This is a genomic window from Pseudoduganella sp. (assembly GCF_041914865.1).
Taxonomy (GTDB): Bacteria; Pseudomonadota; Gammaproteobacteria; order Burkholderiales; family Burkholderiaceae_D; genus Rugamonas.
On the sequence record NZ_JAYSCO010000003.1, the window covers coordinates 1 to 15436 of the forward strand.

The following is a 15436-nucleotide window of genomic DNA, read 5'->3' on the forward strand; positions in this document are numbered from 1 at the left end:
GCTGACCTCTTGCATGCCATGCAAGCGCTCTCCCAGCTGAGCTATACCCCCGTTTTCGAAGGAGACAGGAGTATAGCAGCCCGTCCGTAATTTGCAAATGCTAATTTGCAAGATTGTCGAAAATATTTGCCTCAGGAGCGGAACTGCGCCAGGCGGGCTGCCACGGTCTCGCGGCCGAACAGTTGCAGCACGGCGTCGATCGCCGGGGTCTGCAGCTGGCCCGCCACCATCAGGCGCAACGGCATGGCCAGTTGCGGCATCTTCAGGCCGTGCGCCGCCAGCACTTCCTTGATCATGGCAGCGATGGCTTCCTTGGTCCATTCAACGGTCGCGATGCGGGCGGCAAAATCGGCCACGGCCGGCTTGACGGCGTCGGTGTAGTGCTGGGCCATCAGGGCGGCATCCGGGTTGGGGGCGCGGTAGAACAGCATCGCCGCGTCGGCCAGCTCATTGATGGTATTGGTGCGGTCTTTCAGCAGCGCCAGCACCAGCGGCAGCTCAGGCGCGCCCTCCAGCTTGCCGCCTTCGGCCAGCAGCTTCGGCGTGACCAGCTCGGCCAGGCGCGCGTTGTCGGACTGCTTGATCCAGTGGTTGTTGACCCAGGCCAGCTTGTCGTAGTTGAACTGGGCCGGCGATGCGGTCAGGCTCTCCAGGTTGAACCATTCGCAGAACTGCTCCATCGAGAACAGCTCATCGTCGCCGTGCGACCAGCCCAGGCGCGCCAGGTAGTTCAGCATGGCTTCCGGCAGGTAGCCTTGCGCCGGGTATTCCATGACGCTCACCGCGCCGTGGCGCTTGGACAGCTTGGCGCCGTCCGAGCCGAGGATCATCGGCAGGTGGCCGTACTGCGGCAGCTCGGCGCCGATGGCGCGCAGGATGTTGATCTGGCGCGGGGTGTTGTTGACGTGGTCGTCGCCGCGCAGCACGTGGGTGATCTTCATGTCCCAGTCATCGACTGCCACGCAGAAGTTATAGGTCGGGGTGCCGTCCGGGCGGGCGATCACCAGGTCGTCCAGCTCCTTGTTGGCAATGGTGATCGGGCCCTTGACCACGTCGACCCAGGTCACGTCGCCATCCAGCGGGTTCTTGAAGCGCACCACAGGCTTGCGGTCGACCGGCACCGGCGGCAGGGTCTTGCCCTCTTCCGGACGCCAGGTGCCGTCGTAGCGCGGCTTTTCGCCGGCGGCGGTAGCCTTGTCGCGCATGGCCTGCACTTCCTCCGGCGAGGAGTAGCAGTAATAGGCGGTGCCGGCAGCCAGCATTTGCGCCACAACTTCGCGGTAGCGGTCCATGCGCTGCATCTGGTAGAACGGGCCCTCATCGTGGTCCAGGCCGAGCCACTTCATGCCGTCCAGGATGGCCTGCACCGCTTCCGGGGTCGAACGTTCCAGGTCGGTATCCTCGATGCGCAGCACAAAGGTGCCGCCGAAGTGGCGGGCGAAGGCCCAGGAATACAGCGCAGTACGGGCGCCGCCGACGTGCAGGAAACCAGTCGGGCTAGGTGCGAAACGGGTACGGACTTGAGTCATTTCGAATGGAAAGCGAAAAAGTATAAAGGCGTTATTTTACCTGCAAAGGGCGGCAAGACCACTTCCCTGCTGGTATGCGCCGTGGCGCGCGCCGGCGCTGGCGCGCCAGGCAAGTGGACTGGCCGCTGAGCGAAACCAGTTGACCACCCTGCCCCGCCGCCAGATGCTGGGCGCCATGGACACCGCAAAAAAGCTGACACGCACCACGATCATCCTGCACTGGCTTGTCGCACTCACCATCCTCGGCCTGTGCGCGCTGGGCATCTATATGGTGCGCGCCGAGGCCTGGGGCCTGTTCCACTGGCATAAATCGATTGGGCTGATCCTGTTCGCCTTCATCCTCGCGCGCCTGGCATGGCGCCTGAAGCAAGGCTTGCCGCCGCCGGTGCGCGACGCGGCCCGCTGGGAACGCCTGGCCAGCCATGGCGCGCACTGGCTGCTGCTGGCGGCGACGGTGGCGCTGCCGATCACCGGCATGATGTATTCGGGGCTGGGCGGCCACGGCTTCGGGATCTTCGCGCTGGAATTCATGGAAAGCCACTATGTGGCCGGCAAAGCAGTGCCGGTCAATGCCGGCCTTGCCGAGCTGGGGCAAGCCCTGCACAGCTGGATCGGCTATGCCCTGCTCGCCCTGGTAGCGCTGCACGTCGCCGCCGCCCTCAAGCACCACTACATCGACCGCGACGGCACCCTGCGCCGCATGCTCGGCAATCGCCTGTGACGCCTCGCTGCCGCTGCGGGATTACTTGACGGTGACGGTGATGCTCTTGGACAGGCCGGGGCCGTAGCTCTGGTGGGCGCCGTTGGCGAATTGCATGGTCAGCTTGTAGGTGCCGGGCGGCAGGGTGACGTCGGTTTCGGTCTGGCCTTTGCCGAAATGCAGGTGCTTTTCGTCGAAGGGGATCGATTCGCCGACCTTCAGGCTGTCGCCGTTGATGATCAGGTGATGGTGGCCGGTGTTGCTGCTCATGTCGCCGGCAGGCTTGACTTCCATGCCGGTCACGGCGAATTTGACCTTGAAGGGGCTGCTGACCACAGCGCCGTTCTTCGGCTCGGTGAAATCAACCGACTGCGCTGCCGCACCACCTGCTACCAGGGCCATGGCGATGGCCGCTACCAGTTTCTGCATGCTTACCTCCCTTATTTGAGTGGAATACCTGCGTATTTGACGATCAGGCCTTTCGGTCCAACTGCCCAGCCGGCGCCGGAGGCGGCAAAGCCCACGGCGTTCAGCCTGGTTTCCTTGTCGAGCGTGGTCCAGCTCTTGCCGCCATCGCGCGTCACGCCGGAACCCGCCAGGCCGACCGCGACGAAGGTGTCGCCTGCGCCCGGCACCGGGACAACGGCGGACATGAAGCCGGCCGGCAGGATCGGGGCTGGCGCCCAGGCCCCGCCGCCGTCGGTGCTGGCGGCACCGTTCATGGTATCCAGCGCGGTTTCTTTATAGTCCCCGCCGGCGACCAGGCCACGGCCGGCGCCATTGAAGCCGACCGAGAAGGCGCCTTTGGTCGCGGCGGCGGCAGGAATCGGCAGCGCGCTGGCTTGCCAGCTGCGGCCACGGTCCTTGGAACGGAAGGCGCGTGCCTGCGCGGCGCCGCCGGTGACGAACCAGGCGTCGCTGCTGCCGGCCACGCTCAGGCAGGTTCCGCTGGCGGCAAATGCGCCTTCCTGCGGCAGCGCGGCCAGGCCTTTCGGGTCCTCGACCAACTGCCAGCTGTCGCCGCCGTCCCTGGTGAGCAGCACCTGGAAGGCGCCGCGTACCGGGTCGCCAAACACGATGCCGTTCTTCGCGTCCCAGAACGCTATGGCATCCCAGAAGCCTTCAGGCTCCTTGTTCACGACCAGCAGCTGCCAGCTGGCGCCGCCGTCGCGGGTGCGGTACATGCGCGATGCAGCGCCTGGGCCGGCGCCCATGATAATGGCGGTGTTGGCGTCGAAAGCTTCGATATCGCGGAAGTCGTAAGCCTCCGCATCCGGCACGGACAGGCGGGTCCAGCGCTCGCCGTCGACCGTGCGCAGCACGGTGCCTTTGGCGCCGCTGGCCCACGCAACCTTGTCGCTGACCACGGACAGGCCGCGCAATTCAGCGTCGGCGCCGCTTGCCTGGCGCTGCCAGGCGGCGTCGGCGGCAAGCACCAGGGATGGCGATGCCGCTACCACGGCGGCAAGTACTGCGCGGGTCAGGGTTCGCTTCATTAGTCGTGCTTGATGACGATGCTAGGGAATTTGCTGCTCATGTCCTTGGCCTTTTCCGCCACCTTGACGGCCACCTTGCGCGCGATGGCCTTGTAGATCGCGGCTTCCGGGCCATCCGGAGCGGCCACCACGGTCGGCTTGCCGGCGTCGGTCTGTTCGCGGATCGCCAGCTTCAACGGCAGCGCGCCGAGGAAGTCCACGCCAAAGTCGGCGCACATCTTCTCGCCGCCGCCGTGGCCGAAGATTTCTTCGGTGTGGCCGCAGTTGGAGCAGATATGGGTGCTCATGTTTTCCACCACGCCCAGGATCGGGATGCCGACTTTCTCGAACATCTTCAGGCCCTTGCGCGCGTCCAGCAGGGCGATGTCCTGCGGCGTGGTCACGATCACGGCGCCGGTTACGGGCACTTTCTGCGACAGGGTCAGCTGGATGTCGCCGGTGCCGGGCGGCATATCGACGATCAGGTAATCCAGGTCGCGCCAGTTGGTCTGCTCCAGCAGCTGCTGCAAGGCCTGGGTGACCATCGGGCCGCGCCATACCATCGGCTCGTCCGGGTCGATCAGGAAGCCGATCGACGATACCTGCACGCCATGCCCTTCCATCGGGTCCATGGTCTTGCCATCGGAAGTGGTCGGGCGGCCGGAAACGCCCAGCATCATCGGCTGCGATGGGCCGTAGATGTCGGCGTCCAGCACGCCGACGGAGGCGCCTTCGGCCGCCAGCGCCAGCGCCAGGTTGACGGCGGTGGTGGACTTGCCGACGCCGCCCTTGCCCGAGGCCACGGCAATGATATTCTTCACGTTCGGCATCAGCTTCAGGCCGCGCTGCACGGTGTGGGAAATGATCTTGCTGTAGACGTTCAGGTTGACTTTTGCGCCCAGCGGCTGCAGGGCAGCCAGCACATTGGCGCGGATCGCGTCGATCTGCGATTTGGCCGGGTAGCCCAGCTCGATATCCAGGCTGATTTCGCCGCCCTCGGCCTTCAGGTTGCGGACGGATTTGGAGGAGACGAAATCTTTTGTTGTATTCGGGTCAATTACGTTAGACAGGGCAGATTTGACGTCTTCTACGGTGATACTCATGCAATTCTCCATTGGTGATGGCGCAGTCTAGCGCATCCGCTGGTAAAATGCTCTTTTTATCCACCTTAATAGCGCATCAATTATGACTCGCAAGCTGTTCGTCACCACTGCCCTGCCATACGCAAACGCTGCCTTCCACATCGGCCATATGATGGAGTACATCCAGGCCGACATCTGGGTCCGTTTCCAGCGAATGCAGGCCGAGGGCGACGGTTTGCGCGAGGTCCACTTCGTGGGCGCCGATGACACCCACGGCACCCCGATCATGATCGCTGCTGAAAAAGAAGGCATCACCCCGCAGGAGTTCGTGGCCAAGATTGCCGCCGGCCGCGCCCAGTACCTGGACGGTTTCCATATCGCTTTTGACAACTGGTACTCGACCGATTCGCCGGAAAACGTCGAACTGTCGCAGGGCATCTACGTCAAGCTGCGCGAAGCGGGCCTGATCCAGACCAAGACCGTCGACCGCTTCTTCGACCCGGTCAAGGGCATGTTCCTGGCCGACCGCAACATCAAGGGCGAGTGCCCGAAGTGCCACGCCAAGGACCAATACGGCGACAACTGCGAAGTGTGCGGCGCGGCTTACCAGCCGACCGAACTGATTAACCCGTTCTCGGTCTTCACCAACGCGACCCCGATCCTCAAGCCTTCGGAGCAGTACTTCTTCAAGCTGTCCGATCCGCGCTGCTTCGAGTTCCTGCGCGACTGGCTGAACACCCCGGGCCGTTTGCAGCCGGAGATGGTGAACAAGGTTTCCGAGTGGCTGGGCGAAGCCGGCGAAAAGCTGGCCGACTGGGATATCTCGCGTGACGCGCCCTACTTCGGCATCCCGATCCCGGATGCGCCGGGCAAATACTTCTACGTCTGGCTGGACGCGCCAGTCGGCTACCTGGCCTCGCTGAAGAACTACTGCGGCAAGAAGGGCATCGATTACGACGCGCTGCTGGCCGATCCGGGCACCGAGCAGATCCACTTCATCGGCAAGGACATCGTCTCCTTCCACCTGCTGTTCTGGCCAGCGATGCTGCAATTCGCCAAGCACCCGACCATCGACCGCATGAAAGTGGCGGTGCACGGCCACCTGACCGTGAACAACGAGAAGATGTCCAAGTCGCGCGGCACCGGCATTTCGCCGCTGCGCTACCTGAACCTGGGCATGAACCCTGAGTGGCTGCGCTACTACCTGGCCTACAAGCTGAACTCGCGCGTCGAAGACCTGGACTTCACCGGCGACGACTTCGTGGCGCGCGTGAACTCCGACCTGATCGGCAAGTACGTCAACATCGCGTCCCGCTGCGCCGGCTTCATCGCCAAGAAATTCGACGGCAAGCTGGCTGCCGAGCTGTCCGCCTCCTCGCAGGAATGGATCAAGAAAGCCCTGGTGGCGGAAGACGGCACCGAGCGCCAGGCAACCATCGCGGCCAATTTCGACTCGCGCGAGTTCGGCAAGGCGCTGCGCGAGATCATGGAGATCGCCGACGTGGCCAACCGCTTCGTGGACGAGAACAAGCCATGGGTGCTGGCCAAGGATGAAACCAAGGTCGCCGAGCTGCATGACGTCTGCACCACCGCCCTGATCCTGTTCCGCCAGCTGTCGATCCTGCTGTCGCCGGTTCTGCCAGGCGTGGCCGCCAATGTGCGCGGCTTCCTGAACGACGCAGCCTACACCTGGGCCGACACCGCCGTGGCGTCCGGCGCCGCATGGCAGCCAATGCTGGGCCGCACCATCGGCGCGTACAGCCACCTGATGACCCGCGTCGATGCCAAGATGATCGAAGACCTGTTCGATGCGCCGGCGCAGCAAGCCGCTGCCGCCCCTGCTGCTGCCGCCGCCGCTGCTGCCGATGCGCCGGCAGCACTGGACGCGCCGGCCGCTGGCGATATCGAGGAACTGGCGCCGGAAATCTCGATCGACGACTTCGCCAAGATCGACCTGCGCATCGCCAAGATCGTCAACTGCGAACACGTGGAAGGCGCCGGCAAGCTGCTGCGCCTGACCCTGGACGTGGGCGAAGGCCGCTACCGCAACGTCTTCTCCGGCATCAAGTCGATGTACAAGCCGGAAGACCTGGTCGGCAAGCTGACCGTGATGGTGGCCAACCTGGCGCCGCGCAAGATGAAGTTCGGCGTTTCCGAAGGCATGGTGCTGGCTGCCTCCGCCAAGGATGAAAAAGCCAACCCGGGCATCTACGTCCTGAACCCATGGCCGGGCGCCGAGCCTGGCATGCGCGTGCGCTAAGCAATGGACATAATAGTTCGCGAAGCGACCGCCGAAGATGCGTCACTGATCGCCGAGCTCACGCGCAAAGCGTGGGCCGGCAAGGTGCACGTCACCTCCAGCGGACACCGTGAAACCGCCGTCTACGTCGCCGACCACCTGCGCGACGGCGGCGGTTTTATTTTGCTCGACGGCGAAAAGGCGATCGGCTCGGTGCGCTGGCTGCCGCTCGACGGCTATCCCGATGTGTGGGAAATCCTGCGCATGGGCGTGGTAGCGGAATACCGCGGCACCAACATCTCGCAGCACCTGCTGGAAGCAGTGATCCACCACGCGCTCGCGTCCGGCGTGGAAGAACTGCGCCTGGCTGTGCGCAGCGACCAGCCCAAGCTGATCGACTTCTACACCGCCTACGAATTCACGCTCGCCGAAGAGCTCGAATACTCGCACGCCAACCCGCTGGAGCCGGCGCCGCTGGTCATGCGGCGCCTGCTGAAGTACTGATCCGCCTCAAAGCCGCGCGCGCCGCCGTGTCTAAGATGGGAGGACTGCACCTCCCACGCCACGGCCATGAGATTCCCTAAGAGCAAATGGTTCGCCTACACACTGCTGATAGGCATCATCCCGATGCTGGCCAGGCTGCTCGTGTGGGCGACAACAACGAGTGGCCACATTGAGCCTATCGCTTCAGCCGACCTGATTGCATTGGGGCTCGTCTTGCATACATCGACAATAAACGAAATAGCGCGGCTGCCGGAGCGGAGACGCAACTGGAAAACCTTGCACATCGGTATGGCGATCCTATTGATCGCAATGTATGGCGCACTCTATACACTTGCCCTGATTGGCGATAATCTGGAGGGTATCGTTAGCAGATCCGCCCTCCTGACAAGCAGCCTCATCGTCGCGGGGTGCTCGGCCTATGTCTCGACCCTGGCCTTAAGTCAGCTGACAAAGTGAGGTTCGGCATGGTAATTCCTGATTTTGTCGTCTACCTGATTCCCGCAATCGCTGTGGTGGCGACGCTTGCGGTATCAATCTGGTCCATCATCGACACGAACAAGAAATATCCTTCAACACGGCGAAAAGCGCGCATGGCTGCGCGCGCCACCTATGCGCCCAAGCGCGGGCGCGAGTAAGGATCAGAACTTGGCGTTCACGGTCAGCTTATAACTGCGTGGGGCGCCCGGCATGATGTTGTTGTCGCCGTGCGCCGACGCGTAGTAGCTCTTGTCGAGCATGTTCTCCACATTCAGCTGTACGCGGTACTCTTTGCCGATGTTGTAGTACAGCGCACCATCGACACGGGTATAGGACGGCAGCTGCACCGTGTTGCTGGCGGAGGTGAAGATGCTGTCGCGGTACACCAGCCCCAGCGCAGCACCCAGCCGCGCATTCACGTCGAGGCGATTCCACAGCGAGAATGTATGGCGCGGCACCTGCGCCACGCGGGCGCCGGCTTTCACCGTGGCCGACTGGTCGGCGGTCAGCTCGGCATCCTGGTAGGCATAGCCGCCCGCAACGCTCCAGGCGCGCATCACCTGCCCGTTTAACCCAAGCTCGAGACCCTTGCTGGTCTGGCCATCGACCAGGATGCTGGTGCCTGCGACCGGGCCGGGCACGATCACATTGCTGCGATCGAGCTTGTAGATGGCCGCTGTCGCCGCCAGCGCCGGCGTTACGTCCCACTTGAAGCCTGCTTCATAGTTGCTGAACTGCTCGGGGTCGAAGGTTTTGTTGGTGACGCTCAGGGATGTCAGCTGGTCGCCGCTGCGTGGGGCATAGGCGCGGCTGTAGCTGGTGTAAATCGACATGGCCGGTACCGGCTTGTAGATCAGTCCCGCGCGTGGCGACACAGGCGTATCGGTAATATCGATTTCGCTGCCGGCCAGCCGGTTGGTGTGGTCGACGCTGAAGCGGTCGTAGCGCACACCCAGCACAGCCTGCCATTGCGGCGACAGTTCGAGCTGGTCCTGCAGGTAGCCGGAAGCGACGTTCGCGACACTGGAACTGTGGCTGCTGATCGCCGCGAAACTGACGCCGCCGGTGTACACAGGATTGGCGGCGGGGATCGTCGGCGCTGCGCCAGGGAAGACGCCGTTGCGGCGCACGCCTTCCGTCTCCTGGCGGCCGAACTCCAGGCCAAATGCCAGCTTGTGGCGCACCGCGCCGGTCGCTAGCGTGTATTGCAGGTCGGTCTGGTTGAAGCGGTTCTCGCGCTGCGTCTCGTCGCGGTAAGCACCGACCGCCAGGCGCCCTGTGCTGGCGGAGACGGCGCCGCCGGCGAACACGTTCTGGTAATACTTGTCGTAATCGGCAAAGCGCGTGCGGTTGCGCAGTTGCAGTCCGTTGCCGAAATCATGCTCCAGCAGCGCGGTGAAGGCATTGAGGCGCACGGCGTTCGGGCTCAGGTTGGCGTTGCCGAAAAAGGTCGCCGCATCCGTTTGGTAGGGGCGGCCATTGAACGATGGCACGCCGCGATCGCCCACGCGCTCATCTTGGAAATGCTCGTAAGCAACACTGACCACGGTGTTGCGGCCGGCGCGGAGCGTGGCAGTGGGGTTGATACCTTTGCGCTCCAGGTGCATATCGTTGCGGAAGCTGTCGGACTTCTCCAGCATCGCATTCACACGCAGCGCCAACTCCGGGCTCACGGCATCGCCAATGTCGATGGCGGCGCGCTTCTGGCTATGCGAACCGTAGCTCAGCACTGCCTCGCGCACCGGCTGGTAGCGCGCTTGTTTCGTTGCACGATTAATAACACCGCCCGCACCGCCACGGCCGAAAATCATGGCATTTGCACCTTTCAGCGCTTCCACCCGTTCAATGTTGTAGAAGTCGCGGTAGTACATGACGTCGTCGCGGATACCGTCCACGTAGAAGTCGCCGGTTGAGCTGTTGCCACGGAAAATGGCGGCGTCGCGGTTCCCCTCCCCTTGCGAGGTGACAATGCCGGGGACGTAACGGATGGCGTCTGCCATGCTGGTCATGGCCTGGTCGTTCATCAGTTCGCGGGTAATCACGGTGATCGACTGCGGCGTGTCGCGCAGCAGGGTGTCGGTCTTGGTGGCGGTGGACGACGAAGCCTGGGCATAGCCCTGCTCCGCCACGCCAAGCACGTTCACCTGCGGCAGGGTTTGTGGTTCGTTGGCGCATGCGGCGCCAGCGGAAAGGGTGGCGGCAACTGCGAGGGCGATCTGGGTTGGGGTAAGGCGGGTCATGGAAAATCACGTAAATGAGAATGAATCTCATTCTAGATTCACCTGGCCCACGCGCGGATTAAGACAGATCAAGAAAAATCAAGCGTACCGCAAACTTGGCAGATGTCCATCGCCACGGCAGCGGCGCATCCCGTCGGCATTTAATAATGCATGCGTTATGGTTTGGCCGGCGGCGGGGCAATCATCCAGCTGGCGCCGATTATCCCGATATAAGAGACCAGGGTCCAGGCAAGGATGGTTAATATGCTGAGCGGACGTTCCGTGGCAGCCCGGTTTTTCTCTGGAGCGTCATCCATATAATCCACCGGGATAGGCCACCTACTGGAATATGCAGGCAATGCCCACCAGCCACACGACCTTCATAAGCTTTTCGGTTAACAACAAAGAGATATTTAATTGTGCCGCCCCGGGAACGCCCGGTTTCCTGGCATTCCCTGAAAAACACCTTCGCGTCAATACTCGACGTATACCGCGTCTTATCGATTGTCGAGATGTAGCAGGCCATGCCACCAATAACGATCAGCAGTGGAATGAGATAACGAGCGGACAAAAGCCCTCCAGGCAGTGCAGAGAGGCGCTATTGTATCCCTCTCGTGCCAAGTATTGGCGCGTTCAGGCTACTAATTGGCTCACAGCGATGGGCTGCGGCGGCTTGGGCGGCGGCTTTTCGCAGGCGGTCAGCAGGACGGCCGCGGCCAACGCGGCAAAGGCGAGGAAACGCATGGCAACCTCCGGGGAAACTGTGGATTGAATTTGAAACTATCAGATTCAGCGACGAGCTGTCGCACGGCCGGAGGAAATAATAATTCCCCCGACAATCAGCATAAATGCGAGGGCGTGATAAACATGTGGCGCTTCGCCCAGAATCAGCGAGGAAAACAGCGCGGTAAATAAAGGCGTGAGATTCACAAAAAACGCCGCCACCGCCGGGCCGGCTTGCTGCACTCCGGCGCCCCAGCAGCGAAATGCGATAATCGCCGGTCCAATTGCGACATAAGCCAACGCCGCCACCAGCGGCCAGCTCCAGTTAATCGAGGCCGGTGATATTGCCGCCTCCCCCGCAGCAAATACGCCGGACCAGACGACGCCAAATGCCACTTGCGCCGCCAGGAAACTGGCCCAATTGGCGCGAATATCGGCCGGGCCGGTGGTACGGGTTAATAACCAGCTATATAAAGACCACGCAATCGTGGCCAGGATCATAAACAGGTCACCAGCCACCAGGCGCATTTCCAATAAATGCGCCCATTCACCGCGCGCCAATACCAGCAATACCCCGGCAATCGACAGCACGGCCCCGGCAACCTGGCGGCGCGACACGCCGACGCCAAAAAACAGCCAGCCCGTCAGCATCATCCAGACCGGCATGCCCGATGCAACCAGGGTCACATTGATCGGGGTCGAGCTCTGCAGTGCAAGGTATTGCAGGGCGTTATACAGCCCAATGCCGAGCAAGCCCAGCACGGCGAAACGTTGCCAGTCAGGCCACAATCCGCTGCCGCGCCGGAACACCGGTCCCGCCAGCGGCAGCAGCAGGACCAGCGCAATTGCCCAGCGCAGAAAGTTCAGCAGGACGGGCGGCACGTCGTGCGCCACCATCCGCCCAACGATAGCGTTGCCCGCCCACAGCATGGGTGGGATCGTCAGCAGGATGGCAGTGCGGGTCTTCATGTTGCCCGATAGCATACGCTAAGCGGGCAATCCCTGCCGGCGCGGGCTGTCGGCTAGCCGCGCTTGGCCTTCTGCTTCGCCCCGCCGCCGGCGCCCTCGTCTTTGCCGGCCTTGGTGCGCGACTGTTCATTCTTGGTATTGCCCTTGCGCTTGTCCTCGGTCTGGTCCGACTCGACGGTTTGCACGGACTGGCGGTTTTGGTTGCCTTGCTGTTTGCTCTGGGCCATGGCTGCCTCCTTTGCTGGTTGGAGACGCCACTTTGCGGCGCACGATTGCCTTGGTCTGTGCGCTGGCAAACCAGCGTGGCGGCCTGTCCACGACCCGGGAAGTTTTGCTTGTCGGCAGGGCGGGCAACAGGGACAATGGGCCGCAGCACGAGGCCGAAACAACAATATTAAGAAGGTACTTATGAAACGACTGCTCCCTGCACTCGCCCTCACCCTCCCCTTTGCCGCATCGGCGCAAACCCAGGTTTCAATTTACGGCGTGCTGGACGCCTTCGCTGGGCGCACCGCGACAGCCAGCGCGCCTGTGGCTATCAGTGCCGTCAACAGCGGTGGCATGATCACCTCCTACTACGGCTTCTCCGGCAGTGAAGCCCTGGGCGGCGGCCTGAAAGCGCAATTCCAGCTGGAAGGCTTCTTCCGCGGCGACACCGGCGAATCGGGCCGCTTCAACGGCGAGCCGATGTTTGCACGCAATGCCAATGTCGGCCTGGCCGGTGACTTCGGCACGGTGCGCCTGGGCCGCATCGGCAACCCGCTGTTCATTGCCGCCGGCCAGATCAACCCGTTTGGCCCATCGACCCGCTTTTCGCCCCTGATCAACCAGGTCTTCACGGCGGCGGGTGGCAACGGCACCCTGGGCGATACCGGCTGGAGCAACTCGATCCAGTACGCCTCCCATCCGGTCCACGACACCACCTTCATCGCCCAGTGCTCGCTGGGCGAGCAGCCGGGCGCACATAACAACAACTGGGCCGGCGTCGCGAAGTACGCCGGCAAGGAACTGGCGGTCACGCTCGGCGCACAAAATGTGCGCTTCGGCCCCGGCATCGGCACGGCCAACCCGGCCCAGCGCACGTATATGGCGGCCGCTTCCTATGACCTGAAAGCGGTCAAGCTGTTCGCCTCCTACACCGACCATGAAACCAAGGTCAGCGAACGCGATGGCCACTCGGTGCAGGCCGGCTTCACCGTGCCCACGCATGGCGGCTTGGGGCGCTGGATGGTGGCCTGGTCGCGCATGACCGAGGACGCCAAGAACGTGGCGGAGTTCCACCGCGATACCGGCGCCCTTGGCTACGACTACAACCTGTCGCCGCGCACCGACGTGTATGCCGTGGTGATGTACGACAAGATTAGCAACGCAGGCAAGGGAAATACCTATATTGCTGGCATTCGCCATCGTTTCTGACGAGAAAAGGCGTTAAAATGTCCGTTGCTGAACCCTGTTATTTTCACGATATGAAATTCCTCAAGCAGAATCACAAATACGAGTCCGACCACACCTTGTTCATCAAGGAACTGAAGGCAAAGAACCCGCAAATCGAAGCAGGCCAGCAAGCCGGCCGCTCCATCCTGTGGGACAAGCCAGTGACTTCGCTGGACGACCAGGCCCGTAACAAGGCTTCGACCGTCAAGCAACAGGCTTACGTGTACCAGAACAAGGTATAAACGCCGGGACGGCACACAGCATGTCGCCAAAAGACGCGGTGGACGAACAAGCCGAACAGGCTGATCTGTCGGTCGCCGCGGATTTGCCGCCTGATGCAGGCGGAACAAACAGCGGCGCGGACAGCGCGCCACCCGACGCGAGCGCCCCGGCGGAAGACGATGGCGCCGCTTTCGCACGCCTGTACGGCGAGCCGGTGCTGAAGCTGCCGAACGACCTTTATATCCCGCCGGACGCGCTGGAAGTTTTCCTCGAAGCCTTCGAAGGTCCGCTCGACCTGCTGCTGTACCTGATCCGCAAGCAGAACTTCAATATCCTCGACATCCCGATGGCCGAGGTCACGCTGCAATACCTCAAGTACGTCGACGAAATCCGCAAGTCCAACCTGGAACTGGCGGCCGAGTACCTGCTGATGGCCGCCATGCTGATCGAGATCAAATCGCGCATGCTGCTGCCGCAGCGCCAGCACGACCTGGAAGTGGAAGCGGAAGACCCGCGTGCCGAGCTGGTGCGCCGCCTGCTTGAATACGAGCAGATCAAGCTGGCCGCCTACGAGCTGAACACCCTGCCCCAGGTCGGCCGCGATTTCGTCCGTACCCAGATCTTCATCGAGCAAAGCCTGGTGCCAACCTGGCCCGAGGTGGAAGTGGTGGATTTGCAGGAAGCCTGGCGCACGCTGATGAAGCGCGCCACGCTCAAGCAGCACCACAAGATCACGCGCGAAGAACTGTCCGTGCGCGAGCACATGACCACCATCCTGCGCAAGCTGCAATCGAGCCGCTTCATCGAGTTCACCGACCTGTTCAACCCGGAATCGCCACCGCCGGTGGTGGTGGTGAACTTTGTTGCGATGCTGGAGCTGGCCAAGGAAACCCTGATTGAAATCACCCAGGCGGAACCGTTCGCACCGATTTACGTGCGCCTCGCGTATTCGCCCGCTTAACCCTAAAAACTATGAAAATCATCTCCAATATCGAAGAACTGCGCGACCAGCTCAGCGGCCAGCTGCGCACCGCATTCGTGCCAACCATGGGCAACCTGCACGAAGGCCACCTGTCGCTGATGCGCCTGGCGCGCAAGCACGGCGACCCGGTGGTAGCGTCGATCTTCGTCAACCGCCTGCAGTTCGGGCCGAACGAGGACTTCGACAAGTACCCGCGCACCTTCCAGGCGGACGTGGAGAAGCTGGAAAAGGAAGGCGTGTACGTGCTGTTCGCGCCGACCGAGAAAGACATGTACCCGGAGCCACAGGAATACCGCGTGCAGCCGCCGGAAGGCCTGGGCAATACGCTGGAGGGCGAGTTCCGTCCGGGCTTCTTCGGTGGCGTGTGCACCGTGGTGACCAAGCTGTTCTCCTGCGTGCAGCCGAAGGTGGCCGTGTTCGGCAAGAAGGATTACCAGCAGCTGATGATCGTGCGCAATATGGCGCGCCAGCTGGGCATGCCGACCGAGATCATCGCCGCCGAGACTTACCGCGCCGATGACGGCCTGGCGCTGTCGTCGCGCAATATGTACCTGTCGGCGGATGAGCGGGCGGAAGCGCCGGCGCTGTACCGCGCGCTGAACCAGGTGGCGGATGAGGTGCGCGCCGGCCACCTGGACGTATTCCAGCTCGAGCACAAGGCGATGGACGAACTGGCGGCGCGTGGCTGGAAGCCCGATTACATCTCGATCCGCAAGCGTAGCGACCTGCAGCCGCCGAATGCAGGCGACCTGGCGCAAGGCGAAAAGCTGGTGGTGCTGGCCGCCGCCAAGCTCGGCACGACCCGCCTGATCGACAACCTCGAAATCTAAAATGTCCGCCCTGGGGTCAGGAAGAAAAGTGGACAATGTCCACTTTTCTTG

Annotated in this window: 16 protein-coding genes; 9 read left to right on the forward strand and 7 right to left on the reverse strand. The window is 62.6% G+C overall.

Annotation, left to right across the window (positions count from 1 at the left end; genetic code table 11):
• Positions 1-131: 131 nt before the first annotated feature.
• On the reverse strand, positions 132-1529 hold the full coding sequence (gene gltX, locus ACE3TQ_RS01945; RefSeq protein WP_374580232.1) for a glutamate--tRNA ligase: 1398 nt from the start codon (positions 1527-1529) through the stop codon (positions 132-134).
• A gap of 139 nt (positions 1530-1668) precedes the next feature.
• Between gltX and ACE3TQ_RS01950 the strand changes: the two genes are divergently transcribed.
• Positions 1669-2250: a cytochrome b gene (locus ACE3TQ_RS01950; protein WP_374580233.1), complete on the forward strand. Its 582-nt coding sequence runs from the start codon at positions 1669-1671 to the stop codon at positions 2248-2250.
• A 21-nt stretch (positions 2251-2271) separates the two neighbouring features.
• Here ACE3TQ_RS01950 and ACE3TQ_RS01955 read toward each other — a convergent pair whose 3' ends face one another.
• From ACE3TQ_RS01955 to apbC, 3 genes are read right to left on the reverse strand one after another with little or no spacing between them, the layout of a single operon-like run.
• Entirely contained in the window at positions 2272-2658 is a 387-nt protein-coding gene (locus ACE3TQ_RS01955; protein ID WP_374580234.1) for a DUF4399 domain-containing protein, read from the reverse strand.
• A gap of 11 nt (positions 2659-2669) precedes the next feature.
• Positions 2670-3725 (reverse strand): WD40/YVTN/BNR-like repeat-containing protein, encoded by a 1056-nt coding sequence (locus ACE3TQ_RS01960; RefSeq protein WP_374580235.1) that lies wholly within the window; start codon positions 3723-3725, stop codon positions 2670-2672.
• Positions 3725-4807 (reverse strand): iron-sulfur cluster carrier protein ApbC, encoded by a 1083-nt coding sequence (gene apbC, locus ACE3TQ_RS01965; RefSeq protein WP_374580237.1) that lies wholly within the window; start codon positions 4805-4807, stop codon positions 3725-3727. Before apbC ends, ACE3TQ_RS01960 begins: the two co-directional genes overlap by 1 nt.
• 82 nt (positions 4808-4889) lie before the next feature.
• Here apbC and metG point away from each other — a divergent pair, with 82 nt between their 5' ends.
• The 4 genes from metG (at position 4890) to ACE3TQ_RS01985 (ending at position 8164) form a co-directional block, all read left to right on the forward strand.
• On the forward strand, positions 4890-7046 hold the full coding sequence (metG, locus tag ACE3TQ_RS01970; RefSeq protein ID WP_374580238.1) for a methionine--tRNA ligase: 2157 nt from the start codon (positions 4890-4892) through the stop codon (positions 7044-7046).
• A gap of 3 nt (positions 7047-7049) precedes the next feature.
• Positions 7050-7529 carry a GNAT family N-acetyltransferase gene (locus ACE3TQ_RS01975; RefSeq protein ID WP_374580239.1) on the forward strand — a complete coding sequence of 160 codons (480 nt, stop codon included), beginning with the start codon at positions 7050-7052 and terminating at the stop codon, positions 7527-7529.
• A 66-nt stretch (positions 7530-7595) separates the two neighbouring features.
• Complete coding sequence (locus ACE3TQ_RS01980; RefSeq protein ID WP_374580240.1) at positions 7596-7985, forward strand: hypothetical protein; 390 nt, start codon at positions 7596-7598, stop codon at positions 7983-7985.
• 8 nt (positions 7986-7993) lie between these two features.
• Positions 7994-8164, forward strand: a complete 171-nt coding sequence (locus tag ACE3TQ_RS01985; RefSeq protein ID WP_374580241.1) for a hypothetical protein — start codon at positions 7994-7996, stop codon at positions 8162-8164.
• A gap of 3 nt (positions 8165-8167) precedes the next feature.
• On the opposite strand, the gene ACE3TQ_RS01990 is transcribed toward ACE3TQ_RS01985, so the two are convergent.
• From ACE3TQ_RS01990 to ACE3TQ_RS02000, 3 genes are all read right to left on the reverse strand, one after another.
• The gene (locus tag ACE3TQ_RS01990) at positions 8168-10246 is read right to left on the reverse strand and encodes a TonB-dependent receptor (RefSeq protein ID WP_374580242.1); all 2079 of its coding nucleotides are present in this window, start codon (positions 10244-10246) and stop codon (positions 8168-8170) included.
• Between the two features lie 768 nt (positions 10247-11014).
• On the reverse strand, positions 11015-11917 hold the full coding sequence (locus ACE3TQ_RS01995) for a DMT family transporter (protein WP_374580243.1): 903 nt from the start codon (positions 11915-11917) through the stop codon (positions 11015-11017).
• Between the two features lie 53 nt (positions 11918-11970).
• On the reverse strand, positions 11971-12144 hold the full coding sequence (locus ACE3TQ_RS02000; protein ID WP_374580244.1) for a hypothetical protein: 174 nt from the start codon (positions 12142-12144) through the stop codon (positions 11971-11973).
• Positions 12145-12325: 181 nt separating this feature from the next.
• On the opposite strand from ACE3TQ_RS02000, the gene ACE3TQ_RS02005 reads away from it, so the two are divergent.
• Genes ACE3TQ_RS02005 through panC form a run of 4 tightly spaced genes read left to right on the forward strand, consistent with a single transcriptional unit; the run spans position 12326 to position 15385 of the window.
• Positions 12326-13333: a porin gene (locus tag ACE3TQ_RS02005; RefSeq protein WP_374580245.1), complete on the forward strand. Its 1008-nt coding sequence runs from the start codon at positions 12326-12328 to the stop codon at positions 13331-13333.
• A gap of 50 nt (positions 13334-13383) precedes the next feature.
• The gene (locus ACE3TQ_RS02010) at positions 13384-13593 is read left to right on the forward strand and encodes a DUF3460 family protein (protein WP_374580246.1); all 210 of its coding nucleotides are present in this window, start codon (positions 13384-13386) and stop codon (positions 13591-13593) included.
• Positions 13594-13613: 20 nt separating this feature from the next.
• Positions 13614-14534: a ScpA family protein gene (locus ACE3TQ_RS02015; RefSeq protein WP_374580247.1), complete on the forward strand. Its 921-nt coding sequence runs from the start codon at positions 13614-13616 to the stop codon at positions 14532-14534.
• An 11-nt stretch (positions 14535-14545) separates the two neighbouring features.
• Positions 14546-15385, forward strand: coding sequence for a pantoate--beta-alanine ligase (panC, locus tag ACE3TQ_RS02020; protein ID WP_374580248.1), 840 nt, complete (start codon positions 14546-14548; stop codon positions 15383-15385).
• Positions 15386-15436 lie beyond the last annotated feature (51 nt).